This window comes from Sphingomonas sp. Leaf339, from assembly GCF_001426195.1.
Classification (GTDB): Bacteria; Pseudomonadota; Alphaproteobacteria; order Sphingomonadales; family Sphingomonadaceae; genus Sphingomonas.
In genome coordinates this window covers 22,675-36,599 of record NZ_LMRS01000002.1, presented here as the reverse complement: position 1 = coordinate 36,599, position 13,925 = coordinate 22,675, and the positions used below count along the sequence as shown (strand labels likewise).

Annotated in this window: 16 protein-coding genes; all 16 read left to right on the top strand. The window is 67.1% G+C overall.

All coding sequences use genetic code 11. The features are described 5' to 3' along the window. Positions 1 to 136 precede the first annotated feature (136 nt). From ASG67_RS05415 to ASG67_RS05340, 16 genes are read left to right on the top strand one after another with little or no spacing between them, the layout of a single operon-like run. On the top strand, positions 137 to 1,420 hold the full coding sequence (locus ASG67_RS05415; protein ID WP_056526683.1) for a sigma-54 interaction domain-containing protein: 1,284 nt from the start codon (positions 137 to 139) through the stop codon (positions 1,418 to 1,420). Then, the gene (fliE, locus tag ASG67_RS05410) at positions 1,417 to 1,773 is read left to right on the top strand and encodes a flagellar hook-basal body complex protein FliE (RefSeq protein WP_056526681.1); all 357 of its coding nucleotides are present in this window, start codon (positions 1,417 to 1,419) and stop codon (positions 1,771 to 1,773) included. Before ASG67_RS05415 ends, fliE begins: the two co-directional genes overlap by 4 nt. A 4-nt stretch (positions 1,774 to 1,777) precedes the next feature. Beyond that, on the top strand, positions 1,778 to 3,439 hold the full coding sequence (fliF, locus tag ASG67_RS05405; RefSeq protein ID WP_056526678.1) for a flagellar basal-body MS-ring/collar protein FliF: 1,662 nt from the start codon (positions 1,778 to 1,780) through the stop codon (positions 3,437 to 3,439). 11 nt (positions 3,440 to 3,450) lie between these two features. Next, the gene (gene fliG / locus ASG67_RS05400) at positions 3,451 to 4,443 is read left to right on the top strand and encodes a flagellar motor switch protein FliG (protein ID WP_056526839.1); all 993 of its coding nucleotides are present in this window, start codon (positions 3,451 to 3,453) and stop codon (positions 4,441 to 4,443) included. Continuing rightward, positions 4,436 to 5,137, top strand: coding sequence for a flagellar biosynthesis protein FliH (locus ASG67_RS05395; protein ID WP_056526675.1), 702 nt, complete (start codon positions 4,436 to 4,438; stop codon positions 5,135 to 5,137). Before fliG ends, ASG67_RS05395 begins: the two co-directional genes overlap by 8 nt. Then, positions 5,137 to 6,456 carry a FliI/YscN family ATPase gene (locus ASG67_RS05390; protein ID WP_056526672.1) on the top strand — a complete coding sequence of 440 codons (1,320 nt, stop codon included), beginning with the start codon at positions 5,137 to 5,139 and terminating at the stop codon, positions 6,454 to 6,456. The genes ASG67_RS05395 and ASG67_RS05390 overlap by 1 nt, the downstream gene beginning before the upstream one ends. Next, positions 6,453 to 6,875: a hypothetical protein gene (locus ASG67_RS05385; protein WP_056526669.1), complete on the top strand. Its 423-nt coding sequence runs from the start codon at positions 6,453 to 6,455 to the stop codon at positions 6,873 to 6,875. The genes ASG67_RS05390 and ASG67_RS05385 overlap by 4 nt, the downstream gene beginning before the upstream one ends. Before the next feature lie 40 nt (positions 6,876 to 6,915). Then, complete coding sequence (locus ASG67_RS05380) at positions 6,916 to 8,694, top strand: flagellar hook-length control protein FliK (protein WP_082543330.1); 1,779 nt, start codon at positions 6,916 to 6,918, stop codon at positions 8,692 to 8,694. A 14-nt stretch (positions 8,695 to 8,708) separates the two neighbouring features. Then, entirely contained in the window at positions 8,709 to 9,362 is a 654-nt protein-coding gene (gene fliL, locus ASG67_RS05375; RefSeq protein WP_056526662.1) for a flagellar basal body-associated protein FliL, read from the top strand. Positions 9,363 to 9,416: 54 nt separating this feature from the next. Continuing rightward, positions 9,417 to 10,286: a FliM/FliN family flagellar motor switch protein gene (locus ASG67_RS05370; protein ID WP_235535059.1), complete on the top strand. Its 870-nt coding sequence runs from the start codon at positions 9,417 to 9,419 to the stop codon at positions 10,284 to 10,286. Then, positions 10,283 to 10,585 carry a flagellar motor switch protein FliN gene (gene fliN, locus ASG67_RS05365; RefSeq protein WP_056526655.1) on the top strand — a complete coding sequence of 101 codons (303 nt, stop codon included), beginning with the start codon at positions 10,283 to 10,285 and terminating at the stop codon, positions 10,583 to 10,585. Before ASG67_RS05370 ends, fliN begins: the two co-directional genes overlap by 4 nt. Positions 10,586 to 10,590: 5 nt before the next feature. After that, positions 10,591 to 10,845 carry a flagellar biosynthetic protein FliO gene (locus tag ASG67_RS05360; protein ID WP_056526653.1) on the top strand — a complete coding sequence of 85 codons (255 nt, stop codon included), beginning with the start codon at positions 10,591 to 10,593 and terminating at the stop codon, positions 10,843 to 10,845. Next, positions 10,842 to 11,723 carry a flagellar type III secretion system pore protein FliP gene (fliP, locus tag ASG67_RS05355; RefSeq protein WP_056526652.1) on the top strand — a complete coding sequence of 294 codons (882 nt, stop codon included), beginning with the start codon at positions 10,842 to 10,844 and terminating at the stop codon, positions 11,721 to 11,723. Before ASG67_RS05360 ends, fliP begins: the two co-directional genes overlap by 4 nt. 4 nt (positions 11,724 to 11,727) lie before the next feature. Further along, on the top strand, positions 11,728 to 11,997 hold the full coding sequence (fliQ, locus tag ASG67_RS05350; protein ID WP_056526649.1) for a flagellar biosynthesis protein FliQ: 270 nt from the start codon (positions 11,728 to 11,730) through the stop codon (positions 11,995 to 11,997). A 6-nt stretch (positions 11,998 to 12,003) separates the two neighbouring features. After that, positions 12,004 to 12,777 carry a flagellar biosynthetic protein FliR gene (gene fliR, locus ASG67_RS05345; protein ID WP_056526646.1) on the top strand — a complete coding sequence of 258 codons (774 nt, stop codon included), beginning with the start codon at positions 12,004 to 12,006 and terminating at the stop codon, positions 12,775 to 12,777. Beyond that, on the top strand, positions 12,777 to 13,907 hold the full coding sequence (locus ASG67_RS05340; RefSeq protein ID WP_056526643.1) for a flagellar biosynthesis protein FlhB: 1,131 nt from the start codon (positions 12,777 to 12,779) through the stop codon (positions 13,905 to 13,907). Before fliR ends, ASG67_RS05340 begins: the two co-directional genes overlap by 1 nt. The last annotated feature ends 18 nt before the right edge of the window (positions 13,908 to 13,925 follow it).

Sequence of the window (13,925 nt, the reverse complement as noted above, 5' to 3'; positions counted from 1 at the left end):
GGTGCTCAGAACGCCTTACGCGCGCGTATGACGCGCCACGAGCACGTCGTACGCGCAGGCGGAAAATATTCGCTGGGGTTTACCCGGCGTTTACCCTGCACCCGGCAATAAGTGCCCAGTGTCCAAGGGGCTTTGCATGCGTACGATCTTTCCTTCCGCAATGATGATGGAGCAGCGATACGCGCTGGTATCGTCCCTGCGCGCCCAGGGTTTCGAAATCGGATCGGCCACGACCGCCGCACCAAAGCTGGGCGACCTGTTTCTGGTGACCGAGGGGGAGCCGGTGACGATGCCGGCCCGTACCGTGGTCGTCGGCACCGGCGCCTTCGCCTCCAACCCTGCCATCGTGCCGGGCCGCGACGGTGCACCGCATCGTGTCGTGTTCGGCCCGGCCGATGCCGCCGTCGGCAACGCCTTTGTCCGGGCGCTGGTCGGTGGGCCCGATCTGCCGACCGCAGCCGATCCGGAAACGCTGGCGCTGTTCGCGCTGGCCGAGCGGGTGGCGCAGGCGGACATCACCGTCCTCATCAACGGGCCGACCGGCACGGGCAAGGAAGTGCTCGCCCGGTCGATCCACGCCAATTCCACGCGTTCGGCCAAGCCGTTCATCGCGATCAACTGCGCGGCACTTCCCGAAACGATGCTTGAAGCGCTGCTGTTCGGCCATCAGAAGGGCGCCTTCACCGGCGCATCGTCGGGCGGGGAGGGGTTCTTCCGCGCGGCCGATGGCGGCACCATCCTGCTCGACGAGATCGCCGAGATGCCGCTGGCGCTCCAGTCGAAGCTGCTGCGCGTGTTGCAGGAGCGCGAGGTAGTGCCGATCGGCGCCTCCGTGCCGCAGCCGATCGACGTGCGCGTGATCGCCTGCGCCAATCGCGACCTGCAGGCCGAAGTGGCGGCGGGCCGGTTCCGGGCGGATCTCTATTACCGTCTCGCCGTCTTCCCGTTGTCGACCAAATCGCTGGCCGAGCGGGCCGACGACATCCCCGCGCTCGTCGCGACGATGATCCTGCGCCATGCCGGCAACCGTGCCGTCGTGCCGTGGCCCACTCGCGATGCGCTGGACGCGCTGATGCGGCACGATTGGCCGGGCAATGTCCGCGAGCTGGAGAATGTGGTGCAGCGCGCCCTGCTGTTCGCCGGGGGCGACATGATCGACCGCAGCCACGTTCTGTTCGATCGCCCCGTCGCCCTGTCCTTCCAGCACAGCCTGCCCGCAATCAGCGCGATGCCGGCCGAGACGCTGGGCAATGTGGTGCAGATGAGCGAGTTCCAGGCGATCCGCGACACGCTGGCCGCCTGTAACGGCAGCCGCATCGAGACCGCGCGTCGCCTCGGCATCTCCGAACGCACGCTGCGTTATCGACTGGCCAAGGCGCGCGAACAGGGTGATGATCTCGCCCGGGTGGCATCGGCATGAGCGGCATTGATGGTGTCGGCGGGGCGATGGGAATCGACCGCGTCATGCAGCTTCGCGCCCAGATACTGGAGCGCAACCAGGCGCTGGGGCGCGCCAGCGCAAACTCGTCGTCCGGCGCTGTTTCAGCGCAGCCGACCAGCTTCGCCGATACGCTCGACGGTGCGCTGAAAAGCGTCAACGAGGGGCAGAACCAGGCGGCCAAGCTGTCGGAAAGTTACGAACGTGGCGAGACGGTCGACATCGCCAAGGTGATGCTGGCCCGCCAGCAGGCGAGCGTGGGGTTCGAGGCGACCCTGCAGGTCAGGAACAAGCTGCTGTCCGCCTACAAGGACATCATGAGCATGCCGGTCTGATCCGATGAGCACCGCCCTGACCACCACTATCGCGTCGGGTACCCCCGAGCGTTTCGCCAATCCGCTCCAGCAGATCCGCGGCGTCATGGCCCAGCCGGCGGTCCGTCGCTCGGCCCCGATGGCGCTGCTTGTCGGGTTGATCGGTGCCGCTGCGCTTGCCTGGATGAGCCTGTCCACGCCAACGCAGAAGACGCTGTTCTCCGGCCTCGCCGATGCCGACAAGGCAGCTGTCGTCCAGAGCCTCGAGCAGGCGAATATCGCCGCGCATGTCGATGACGCCACCGGCGCGCTGACCGTGGGTGAGGACGATTACAGCCGGGCGCGCATGTTGCTTGCCGGGCAGGGCCTGCCCAAGGCGGCACCCGGCGGATATGCGATCCTCGATCAATTGCCGATGGGAGTCAGCCGCGCGGTGGAGGGCGAACGCCTGCGTCAGGCGCGTGAGACCGAACTCGCCCGCTCGATCCAGGATATCGATTCGGTGGTGGAGGCGCGCGTCCATCTCGCGATGCCGGAAGCCTCCGTCTTCGTGCGGGACCGGGCCGCGCCATCGGCGTCGGTGATCGTCAAGCTGGGCGCCGGCCGGACGCTGAGCGAGGCGCAGGTGTCGTCGATCATCAATCTGGTCGCCTCGTCGGTGCCGGGGATGAAGCCCGATGCCGTCACGATTGTCGATCAGGCCGGCGCCTTGCTGACCCGTCCCGGCGGCCGTGACGCGGCGGGGGCGATGGGGGACGAGCGCATCGCGTTCCAGGCGCGGGTCGAGGACAAGTATCGCCAGCAATTGACGCAGTTGCTCACGCCATTGCTGGGTGCCGGCAATTTCTCGGCGGAAGTGCAGGCGGACGTCAATCTCGACGAGACGCAGGCGACGCGCGAAAGCTATGACAAGCAGGGTACGTTGCGTGCCGAGACCGGTGCGTGGACCGGAAATCAGAAGGATGGCGGCGGGCCGGGCGGCATTCCGGGTGCGCTTTCGAACACGCCGCCGCCGGCCAGCACCTTGCAGGTGCCAACGCCTGCAGTCGGCGCGAGCGGTGGACCGCAGCCCGTCGCCGGTGCCGCCTCGCCCGATCCCGCCAAGCAAACCGACAGCTATCAGCGCGCCTATGATCTGGGCCGTGAGGTTTCGGTGACGCGGGCCGCGCCGGGATCGGTCAAGCGGTTGTCGGTGGCGGTGGTGCTGCGCGATCCGGACAAGGGCCGCCGCACGCAGATGGAAATCACTCAGCTGACCGATCTGGTGAAGAGCGCGGTCGGATACGACCAGCAGCGGCAGGATCAGGTGACGGTCATAAGCCGCAAGTTCGCAGGCGCCACCGACACGGCCGACACGACCAAGTGGTACGACAATGCGTGGCTGCCGGTGCTCGCCCGCAACGGCACCGCGATCCTCATCGCGCTGCTCGTGCTGTTCCTGGGCGTCCGGCCGCTGGCCAAGGGCCTGATGAAGAAGCGCGAGGATGCCACCGTGCCGGCGGTCGCCGGTGTCGGGCTGCCCGGTCCCGATGGCATGCCGATGGTCGCGCCGCCCGTCAGCCTTGATCAGCTGGAAAACAGCCGTGGCTATGACGAGCGGATCGGTGCGGTCCGCGGCTTCACGCGTGATAATCCTGCCCGCGCCGCGCTGGCCGTGCGCGACATGATAAAGGCCGACGCCAAGTGAGCGCACTCGCGATGCGGACCTATACCGGCATCGAACGCGCAGCCGTGCTGATGATGATCGTCGGCGAGGAAGAGGCGGCAGCCATCCTCCAGAAACTGGAGCCGGACGAGGTACGCCAGCTCGGCGCGGCGATGTTCAACGTCGCCGACGTGTCGGAACAGGAGGTCGAGGACGTGCTGGACGATTTCGTCGGCCGTGCTCGCGAGCGGACCGGCATTTCGTTCGACCCGCGTCCGCAGGTGGAAGCGGTAATGAACCGTGCGCTGGGTGCCGAAAAGGCGGAGAGCGTGCTCGCGCGGATAACACCGGCCGAAGCGGCGTGCGAGCTGGAACTGCTCGACTGGATGGACGCGACCGATATCGCCGCGATGATCGAGAAGGAGCATCCGCAGATTGCCGCCGTGCTGATCGCCAATCTCGATCCGTCGATCGGTGGACAGGTGCTGGAGCTGCTGCCCGATACCGCCCAGCCTGATATCCTGCACCGCATCGCCAAGCTGGGGCCGATCACACCGGAGGCGGTCGATACGTTGAAGACCCTGCTGGCGCAGCGGACCGGATCGGCCAGCGCCGCCGCCGTGACGCTGGGCGGCACGCGCGAGGCCGCGAAGATCCTGTCCGGCGCCCGCAAGGCGACCGAACAGCGGGTCATGCCGAAACTATTCAAGATCGACCGCGAGGTCGCCAAGCAGATCGAGGAGGCGATGTTCGTCTTCGACAACCTGCTGGAGATGGACGACAAGAATCTCGGCACCGTGATCCGCAACGTCGATGGCGAAATCCTGACCAAGGCGCTGAAGGGCGTCGACGAAACGATCCGCGCTCGCTTCCTGGGTTGCATGTCGGCGCGCGCCGCCGACGGCATCCGCGACGAGATGGAGGCACGCGGGCCGATGAAGCTCGCCGAAGTGCTGGAAGCGCAAAAGGCGATGATCGCGATCGCGCGCGGTCTGGCGAAGGACGGCACGATCCAGATGGGGGCGGGCGAGGACGATTATGTCTGAGGGTTTCGTCGCCGGCTTCGCCGCACGCCACAGCGCGGCTACCCATATCCTGCAGGCCGCCTTTGCGCCGCCCGCCGGTTTCGCGCCGAGCGATCCGCGCACCCGGTCGGCAACGACGATGGTGGAACCGCGCCACTTCAGCCCCGCCAATCCGGGCGAGAACCCGACCGCCGGCTGGAATCCGCTGGACGCCAGCCTCGATCAGTCGTGCTTCGTCGATCCGCTGGAAACCGCGCATGCCGCCGGCTACGCCGAGGGTCTGGCCGCAGCGGCGGCAGCGGCCACCGCGACGCGCGCGCGCGACGAGGCGCTGACGGCGGGTGTCGCCGCTGCGCTGGGCAGCGACCGGATCGACCGTGAGCAGGTTGCGGCACAACTGCGCCAGACGGTGCTGATGCTCGTCACCCGCATCGTCGGCGATGTCGGCGTCGCCGCCGATCGCCTTCACGCGCGCGTCCAGATCGCCACCGAAATGCTGGCGGACGGGGCCGAGTCGGCGCTCCTTCGCCTCCATCCCGACGATGTCGTGCTGATCGAGGGGCGGTTGCCGGGGACGGTGTTTGCGGTCGGCGACGCCAATGTCGCGCGGGGTGCCTTCGTGCTGGAAAGCGCATCGACCGTGGTCGAGGACGGGCCGGCGCTGTGGCTGGAACAACTGGCCGCTGCGATCGACCGCGTGCCTCTACCCGCCTGATGCTGAACCGCTTCACCGCCGATTATCTCGGCACGCTGGCGAATGCCGATTTCCGGCCGACCGCCTCCGTGTCGGGCCGCCTGGCCTCCTATGACGGATTGCTGATGGAGGCGGTCGGGCTGTCGTTGCCGGTCGGCACCGTATGCCGGGTCGGCGATGCGGTAGAGGCGGAGGTCATCGGCTTTCGCGGCGAACGCACGCTGATGATGAATCTGGGCGGTCCCGCCGCGCTGTTGCCCAGGGCGCCCGTCCGGCCGGTCGGTGCGCCCGGCGAGGCGGAGGTGGGGGCGGCGCTGCTCGGTCGCGTCGTCGATGGCGCGGGCCGGCCGATCGATGGCCTCGGCCCGATCCGTGGTGCCGGTCGCTGGCCACTGGCGGGCAAGTTGCAGGGGCCGCTCGATCGCGGTCGTGTGCTCGAGCCGCTCGACGTCGGCGTTCGCGCGATCAACGGATTGCTGACCGTGGGGCAGGGGCAGCGGATCGGCATCATGGCCGGATCGGGCGTCGGCAAGTCGGTGCTGCTCGGCATGATGGTTCGCGCGGCCAAGGCCGATGTGGTGGTCATTGGCTTGATCGGCGAGCGATCGCGCGAAGTCGCCGATTTCCTCGATACCAAGGTCGCAGGCGAGGCACGGGCACGCTCCGTCGTGGTCGCAGTGCCGGCCAATCATTCGCCGGTGCTGCGCATCCGTGGGGCACTCCGCACCCACGCCATCGCCGAGGCGTTTCGCGCCGAGGGCAAGCGCGTGCTGCTCATCATGGATTCGCTGACCCGCGTCGCCCATGCCGGTCGAGAGATCGGACTGGCGCTGGGCGAGCCGGCGTCGGCGCGGGGCTATCCACCGTCTGCCATCGCGATGCTGCCCAACCTGATCGAACGTGCCGGCGCCGATGCACAAGGATCTGGATCGATCACCGCCATCTACACCGTGCTGGCAGATGGCGACGACGGCAACGATCCGGTCGTTGATTCCGCCCGGTCGATCCTCGATGGTCACATCGTGCTCAGCCGGGCGCTGGCGGAACGCGGCGTATATCCGGCGATCGACGTCGGCCCCTCGGTCAGCCGGGTGATGACCGACATCGTCGGGCGCGAGCATGTTCGCGCCGCCCGTGTGCTGCGCCGGCATCTGGCGACGTATGAGGAAAATCGCGATCTGGTGCTGATGGGTGCCTATCGTCCCGGCGCAGACCCGGCGATCGATGCCGCCATCGCCTGCCACCCCGCCATCACCGATTACATCCGCCAGGATGCGGACGAGGTCGTGCCGCTGTCGGTCGCTGCCGCCGAGTTGGTCGGCGTGTTCGGCGAAGGATGACGCGCGCGGCGACGCTCGCGCGCATCCACCGCGTGCGAACATTGCAGCTCGGCCTCGCCCGCGCTGACGAGATGCGTCACCATGACACGCTCGCGAGCGAGACGGCGCTGACGGACCGGATCGCCGCACTGGTCGATGCGGTCGCGCCGACGGCCGAGGTGCTGGCGGCACAGCATCTGTCTGCCAGTGCCTTCTATCGGGAGCGTCTTCAGCTCTCCGCCGACGCCGCGGCTAGCCGCGTTCGCATAGCCGGCCAGCGGGCCATGGCGGCCGAAGAAGCGACTCGCGCGGCCAAGCGCGACCAGACCGCCGTCGAAAAGCTGCTCGACGGCGCGCGGCGCCTCGATCTCGCGAAGGCGATGCGGGCGCTGGAGGACCTGCCCGCGGTTTCCAAAGGCAAACGGCACGATCCTTGCTGAAGGACAGGTCTACACCATCGCATTGAGATCCGACCGCTTCATGATCCAGCCCGCCACCACGACCCCCACCGCAGCCAGCGCCCCGCGTGCACCGTCCATGTCGGTATTGGGCTTGGCGGTGTTCGCGCTGCCGGGTGAGGTGGAAAATGTGGGCGATGGCGCGCTCGTCACAGATGACCGGCAGGAGGATGGCAAGGACGGCAAGCTCTTGCCGGCGGCCCTGCCGGAGGCGATGTCGTTCGATCCATGGGCGGCGCTAGCCGCGTTCATGCCGGTGCCTGTTGCGGCGCCCACTCCGCCGACCGATGCGGCGCCGGTCGTTTCGATCGGCAGCACGGTTCCGACCACGCTTACCTCGATTGACCGGCGGGGACAGGGCGAGGACGGTGCGCTCTCACCCGTTGCTCTCCCGGACGGAATGCCGGTCGATCCGAGGGCGGCACTGGCGGCATTCATGCCGGCGTCCGTTGGTGTGCCGACTATCCCCACAATTGCCGCCGATATTACGTCGAAAGCTTCGATTGGCAGCATGGCCCTGGCCACGCGGACCACGACCATGGCGGCCGCGTTTGCCGGTTCAAGTTTGCCTGCCATCACACCGCCGTCCGTCGCGCCCGCCGATCGGGCGCAGTTCGATCAGACCGTTCCCGTGATGCCGACGCCTTCGGTCGAGCCGATCAACGCTGCTGTCACTACGTCACGTTCCGACGACGGGACGCAACAGCCAGTAACGGCCATGACCGAGCCCCTGGTTGGAACAGCCTCGCTTCCCCTAAGGGTGCCGGTCAGTACTTCGGTGACGACTGTAGCCACGCCAGGAACGCCCGCGCTCGCTGCTATTGAGCCGGCGGCTAGCTATCGGAGCCCGACTTCCCCTTCGACAGGGATCGTCTCTATCCAAACACTGGCAGCCGCAGCGCCGACCAGGGCGATACTGGCAACCAACTACCAGCGTCTAGATGTATCGCCGGCAGCCGCTCAATCGATCGAACCTCCGATGGCGGCATCGCTATCGATACCGCTGCCTGCCGCGTGGCAGATTTCGCCGGCGGTGGTGGCGGGGCAGCCGTTGCCCGTTGCGCCCACGAACCTCGCGACTGGGCTCGATGCCACGTCAACGCCGTCATTCGATATACCGACGCCGGGACCTGCGCCCACCCCGAAGGTTCGCTCGGACGAGGTGATCGACCGCGAGAACACATCGCCGCCGCCGTTCGTGCCAGCCGCGCCGGCGCCCGCCGGCATCGTGTTCAGTGCGGCGCGGATGGCGGCTGGTCTGACCGAACAGACGACTGACACGCCCAAGCCGATCGCGATGGACACGCCGACGGCCCCCATTGGCGGTATCGACCGCACACCGTCGTCCGTCCTGCCTGTGGCGATGGCAGCGGGGGGGCCGCCGCTGGATCTGGCCGATCATCGCTGGCCGCACGCCATGCTCGACCGGATCGAGTTACTGCGCGATGCCGCGGATGCGGTCGATACACGCATACGCGTCGTCCCCGATGCGCTGGGGGCGATCGAGGTCGGGGTTCGGCAGGAGGGTGATACGCTCCATGTCCGCTTCACCGCGGATCAGGCCCAGACCCGCGCACTTTTGCAGGAGGCGCAGCCACGCCTTGCCGAAGCGGCCGAACAACGCGGTCTGCGACTGGGCCAGACATCGGTCGGCGCGGGCGTCGATGCCGGCACGACCGGGCAGGGCCAGCATCGCCCCCCTCCCACGCCGCAGAGCGCCGAACCGCGCCGCGCCACTGCCAACACCACCCGCGCCACGACCGCCGATACGGCGGCCGATGACGACACCCGTATCGCCTGAACAGGAAAGCATCGATGAGCGACGCCAAGGATGACGCTGGCCCCCCGAAAAAGGGCGGCAAAAAGAAATTGCTGATGGGCGCCGCCGCCCTGATCGTGTTGATCGGCGGTGGCGTCGGCGCCGGCGTCTATGCCGCACAGTCCGGCATGATCGGCGGCGGCAAGGATGCCCATGCCAAGGTCGACAACGGCCCCAAGCTAGTCCCCAAAAGCGAGCAGAAGCATGGCGCCGCCGAGGGCGGCGAAGGAGGTGAGGGTGGCGAGGGCCATGGCAGCGGCGACGATGCCGAGGCGGCGACCGGTACCGACCATAAGGGGACGCCGACGCCGGAAGGGCAGGGCGGCGACAAATATGCCTCCAACTACTATGCGATGGACAAGGAGTTCACGTCGAACCTTCAGGATTCGATGCATTTCATCCAGGTCGGCGTGGCGGTGTCGACATCCTATGACGACAAGGTGATCCAGAACCTGAAGACCAACGACATCGCCGTCCGGTCGGCAGTGCTGATGACGCTGGGCGACACCACTGAGGATCAGGTGTTCAGCGCCGACGGCAAGCGCCAGTTGCAGGCCCGGCTGGTCAAGGCGATCAACGCGACGCTTCAGCAAAAAGAGGGTTTTGGCGGGATCGGTAACGTTTACTTTACCAGTTTCGTTGTTCAGTGAGGAATGGTTAACGCCCCTCCGAACCGTGATCGCCGAGCCCGCGAGCGTGAGCCCGTGACGGCGGCCGCGCTCGGTACGACCAAACTCAATCCGTTCGGTGATCTCCACACCATGCAACATCTGGCCGCGCGGCTCGCGCGGGGGATGCGACCGGTGTGGGAAGGGTTGTTGCGGCAGGAGGTGCGGTCCTTCGCCGAGCCGCTGAGCGTACAGCGGTTCGCCGATTACCGGGTGGAACGCGGCGACGCGCTGACCGGGTGGCTGCCGCTGGCAATGACGCCCAACGGCGCTCAGGCGTGGTGCGTGTTCGACGGCCGGTTCGTGCTGGAACTGCTCGACCTGTTCTTTGGCGGGTCAGGGGCGGCGCCGGCGCAGTTGCCGACCGAATTCTCGCCCGCCGCCGATGCCATGGTCGCACGGCTCGGCACGATGATCGCTGGACCGCTGGGAGCCGCCTGGGAGCCGCTGACCCGCGTCGCCTTTGCGCCCGGCAAGCCCGAACAGGCCGCCGATATCGACGGCGACGACGCGGTGATCGTCACCCGGCTGGGTCTGGCCACCGGTGAGCGGCCATCGTTCGTCGACATCCTCTATCCCGTCGCCGCGCTGAAACCTCACGGCGCCAGCCTGACCGGCAAGGTGCTGGACAAGGCGGAACCCGACCCCGTGTGGCGGACCAATCTGGCCCGCGCGACGATGGCGGTCCGTTTCCCCGTCCGTTCCGTGCTGGCCGAACCCGTGGTGTCGCTCAGCCTGTTGATGGACCTGAAGGAGGGTGACGTGATCCCCATCACCATCGCCCCCGATGTGCCGGTGATGGTCGGCCGCGACCGGCTCGGCTGCGGCACCGTTGGCACCGCCAACGGCCGCGCCGCCATCCGCCTTACCTCGCTCGCCCAACCCGACGAAGGATTCCAAGCATGAACGACATGACCGGCGGTTTCCCGGTCGACACCCCTGTTGCCGCCAATTTCCGGCTGCTGCAGGATGTCGATGTGAAACTCACCGTCGAGATCGGCTCGACCAACCTCAGCCTGCGCGAACTGCTGGCGCTGGGTGAGGGGAGCGTGATCGAACTCGACCGGCAGGCAGGTGAATTGCTCGACGTGTTCGTCAACGGCACGCTGATCGGGCGTGGTGAGGTAGTGACGGTGGGCGACCGCTTCGGCGTGCGCATGACCGAACTCGTCTCGCCCGACAAGTCCGGCATCGGACGCGGCTGACCGTCATGCTGTGGTCCTACATCCTGAAACTCGTCATTCTGTTGCCGCTGGTATGCGGGTTGATGATCGGGTGCCTCTATCTCTGGCGGCGCCTGGAATCGCGGATGCCAGGCAAGCAGGCGACGCGGCTGGTCAATGTGCGCGAGACGATGATGATTTCGCCTGGCCTACGGCTGGCGGTACTGGATTTCGAGGGTAAGCGCCTGCTGGTGTCGGTGGGACGCGGCGGGGTGACGTTGATCGATAAGGTCGACGCATGAGCATCTCGGTGACGCGAAAGGGGTCGGGACCGGCGCTGATCCAGCCGTCGGAGACGGCCGCGGCCGACCGGGGCGGGGCAGCGCGGTTGATCTGGATATTGATGGCGATCATGCTGGCGCTGGTCGTCGCGGCGCCTGCACTGGCGCAGGTCGCACCGGCGGTGCCGGCCGCGCCCGCTGGCCCTGGCGTCGGTGACGCGGTGGACCGCGCACTGGGCCAGCTCGGCGGCCAGCAGGGCCAGTCGGCACCACTGTCGCTGTCGTTGCAGGTCCTCATCATCATGGGCCTGCTCACGATCCTGCCGGGCATCCTGTTGATGATGACCAGCTTCACCCGGATCATCATCGTGCTGTCGGTGCTGCGTCAGGCGCTGGGCCTGCAACAGACCCCGCCCAATCAGGTGCTGATCGGCCTGTCGCTGTTCCTGTCGCTGTTCGTGATGGCGCCCACCATCAGCCAGATCAACACGACCGCGATCCAGCCCTATGCTGCGGGCCAACTGGCCGGCACGCAGATGATCGCGACCGCCGGTGCGCCGCTCCACCAGTTCATGACCAAGCAGACGCGGATCAAGGACGTGACGATGTTCGCCGAGATGGCGAAGTCCGGCCCCTATGCATCGCCCGACGACATTCCGTTCGCGGTGCTGCTGCCCGCGTTCATCACGTCGGAACTGAAGACCGCGTTCCAGATCGGTTTCCTGATCTTCCTGCCGTTCATCGTCATCGATCTGGTGGTCGCCACCGTGCTGATGAGTCTGGGCATGGCGATGCTGTCGCCGACGATCATCTCGCTGCCGTTCAAGCTGTTGCTGTTCGTGCTGGTCGATGGCTGGGCGCTGACCATGGGCAGCCTCGCCAATTCGTTCGCCGTCTGACGTCATGGACGCCGATTATTTCCTCACGATCGCCAACCAGACGATGTGGGTGCTGGCGCTCGCCTCCGCCCCGATCCTGGTGCCGGCGCTGCTGGCCGGGCTGATTTTGGGCATGGTACAGGCGGCGACGTCGATCAACGAGCAGACGCTGACCTTCGTACCCAAGCTGATCGTCGTCGCGTTGTCGATCGTGATCTTCGGCAGCCTGATCCTAGGGCTGCTCAGTGATTTCACGATCAGCATCTTCGAACGCATCCCCGATCTGGTGAAATAAGTCGCCATGCTGGGCTTCGGCCTCGCCATCGAGCCGCAGCTCTGGGCGCTGATCTTCGTGATGGTCCGCATCGGCGCGGCGTTCATGGCGGCACCCGTGTTCGGGGCGGTTGCGCTGCCGGTGATCGTGCGCGTGTCGCTGACCGGTGCGATCGGCCTGCTCGTGCTGGCGGCGCATCCGATCGTGCCGCCGCCCAGCGTGTTTGCGGTTGCGACCTTCGTGTCGATCGCGGCGGAGGCGCTGGTGGGGTTCGCGATGGGCTTCATCCTCCAGACCGCGTTCGCCGCGCCGTTGATCGCCAGCGAATTGATCGGCGGATCGATGGGCATCGGCTTCGCCTCGTCGATCGATCCGCAGAACGGGCGGTCCTCGCCCGCGCTGGGCCAGTTCTTCTCGATCATGCTGACGCTGTTGTTCCTGTCGGTCGACGGCCACCTCGTCCTCGTCGACATGCTGGTGAAGAGCTACGACGCGCTGCCGCCCGGCGCCGCATGGCTAGGCACCGAGCGGTTGAAAGCGATCGCGTTCTTCGGCGGCTATGCATTTCTTGCCGGACTGCTGCTGGCGCTGCCGGTCGGGTTCCTGTTGCTGTGCCTGAACATCGTGGTCGGCATGATGAGCCGGGCGGCACCGGCCCTGAACCTGTTCTCGGTCGGCTTGCCCGCCAGCCTTGCCGTCGGTGTCATCGCGCTGGCGATCGCGTTTCCGGCGATGGGGGATTACATGCTGGTCATCGTGAGCGAAAGCCTGGCCGCCGTGCAGACGCTGGTGCTCGGCTGATGGCGGACGAGTTCGGCGAAAAGACAGAAGCCCCAACACCCAAGCGCCGGCAAAAAGCGGAGGAGGACGGCAACGTCCTGCGCTCGCGCGACCTCGCCACCGCGCTCGTCGTGCTGGCGGGCGTCGCCTGGGTGGCGTTCATGGGGCCATCGCTGCTGGCGGCGTGCAAGGAAGTGATGGCGGCCAGTTTTCAGTTCGGGCGGGCGGATGTCGAGGACTTCTCGCCATGGCGGCCGTTGATGGAGGCGGGATGGCGACTGGCGCCGGCGATCCTGTCGCTGCTGGGAATCAGCTTTGCCGCGGCGCTGGTCAGCGGCGCGATGCTGGGCAGTTTCGGTTTCAACGGCAGCCTGATCGCGCCCAAGGGGAGCCGCATCAACCCGGCCGCTGGCCTGAAGCGCGTCTTCGGGAGCAACGGCTGGATCGAACTGGGTAAATCGCTGCTGAAGATGGTGCTGCTCGGCAGCATCGGGGCGTACATGCTGATGCATGCCACGCGGGCGACGCTGGGGCTGTCATCGTCCAACTTGCCGCAGGCCCTGCGCTATGTCGGCGATACCTTTACCGGCATCCTGATCGCGATGGCGGTAGGGCTGGTCGTGATCGCCGGGATCGACGTGCCGATCCAGATCCTCCAGCGGCTGGGCAAGCTGCGCATGAGTAAGCAGGAAATCAAGGACGAGCATAAGGAGAGCGAGGGCTCGCCCGAAGCGAAGGGCCATATTCGCGCCCGCCAGCGTGCGATCCTGTCGGGCGGTGCGCGCAAGGCGGTGGCGGAGGCGCATGTCATCCTGACCAACCCGACCCATTTCGCCGTCGCGCTGCGCTATGACCGCGGTCGCGATCAGGTGCCGGTGGTCGTGGCCAAGGGGCGCGGTGCGACGGCGCTGGCGATCCGCGAGATCGCGGGTGAGGTCGCAGTGCCGGTGCTGGAATATCCGGCGCTCGCCCGTGCGGTCTATTACACCAGCCGCGAGGGGCAGGAGGTGCGCGACGACCTGTATCTGTCGATCGCGGCCGTGCTGGCGTTCGTGTTCGGCCTGAACGCGGCGGCGGGCGGCACCGCGCAGCCGCCGATCGAGGTGCCGCCCACCGCGCGGTTCGACGAGAACGGGATGAAAATAACCTAAATATCCGGCGGGGGCGGC

Excerpts from the sequence above, each read along its gene's own strand:
- ASG67_RS05415 (WP_056526683.1), top strand. The coding sequence starts at position 137 with ATGCGTACGATCTTTCCTTCCGCAATGATGATGGAGCAGCGATACGCG.
- fliE (WP_056526681.1), top strand. The coding sequence starts at position 1,417 with ATGAGCGGCATTGATGGTGTCGGCGGGGCGATGGGAATCGACCGCGTC.
- fliF (WP_056526678.1), top strand. The coding sequence starts at position 1,778 with ATGAGCACCGCCCTGACCACCACTATCGCGTCGGGTACCCCCGAGCGT.
- fliG (WP_056526839.1), top strand. The coding sequence starts at position 3,451 with ATGCGGACCTATACCGGCATCGAACGCGCAGCCGTGCTGATGATGATC.
- ASG67_RS05395 (WP_056526675.1), top strand. The coding sequence starts at position 4,436 with ATGTCTGAGGGTTTCGTCGCCGGCTTCGCCGCACGCCACAGCGCGGCT.
- ASG67_RS05390 (WP_056526672.1), top strand. The coding sequence starts at position 5,137 with ATGCTGAACCGCTTCACCGCCGATTATCTCGGCACGCTGGCGAATGCC.
- ASG67_RS05385 (WP_056526669.1), top strand. The coding sequence starts at position 6,453 with ATGACGCGCGCGGCGACGCTCGCGCGCATCCACCGCGTGCGAACATTG.
- ASG67_RS05380 (WP_082543330.1), top strand. The coding sequence starts at position 6,916 with ATGATCCAGCCCGCCACCACGACCCCCACCGCAGCCAGCGCCCCGCGT.
- fliL (WP_056526662.1), top strand. The coding sequence starts at position 8,709 with ATGAGCGACGCCAAGGATGACGCTGGCCCCCCGAAAAAGGGCGGCAAA.
- fliN (WP_056526655.1), top strand. The coding sequence starts at position 10,283 with ATGAACGACATGACCGGCGGTTTCCCGGTCGACACCCCTGTTGCCGCC.
- ASG67_RS05360 (WP_056526653.1), top strand. The coding sequence starts at position 10,591 with ATGCTGTGGTCCTACATCCTGAAACTCGTCATTCTGTTGCCGCTGGTA.
- fliP (WP_056526652.1), top strand. The coding sequence starts at position 10,842 with ATGAGCATCTCGGTGACGCGAAAGGGGTCGGGACCGGCGCTGATCCAG.
- fliQ (WP_056526649.1), top strand. The coding sequence starts at position 11,728 with ATGGACGCCGATTATTTCCTCACGATCGCCAACCAGACGATGTGGGTG.
- fliR (WP_056526646.1), top strand. The coding sequence starts at position 12,004 with ATGCTGGGCTTCGGCCTCGCCATCGAGCCGCAGCTCTGGGCGCTGATC.
- ASG67_RS05340 (WP_056526643.1), top strand. The coding sequence starts at position 12,777 with ATGGCGGACGAGTTCGGCGAAAAGACAGAAGCCCCAACACCCAAGCGC.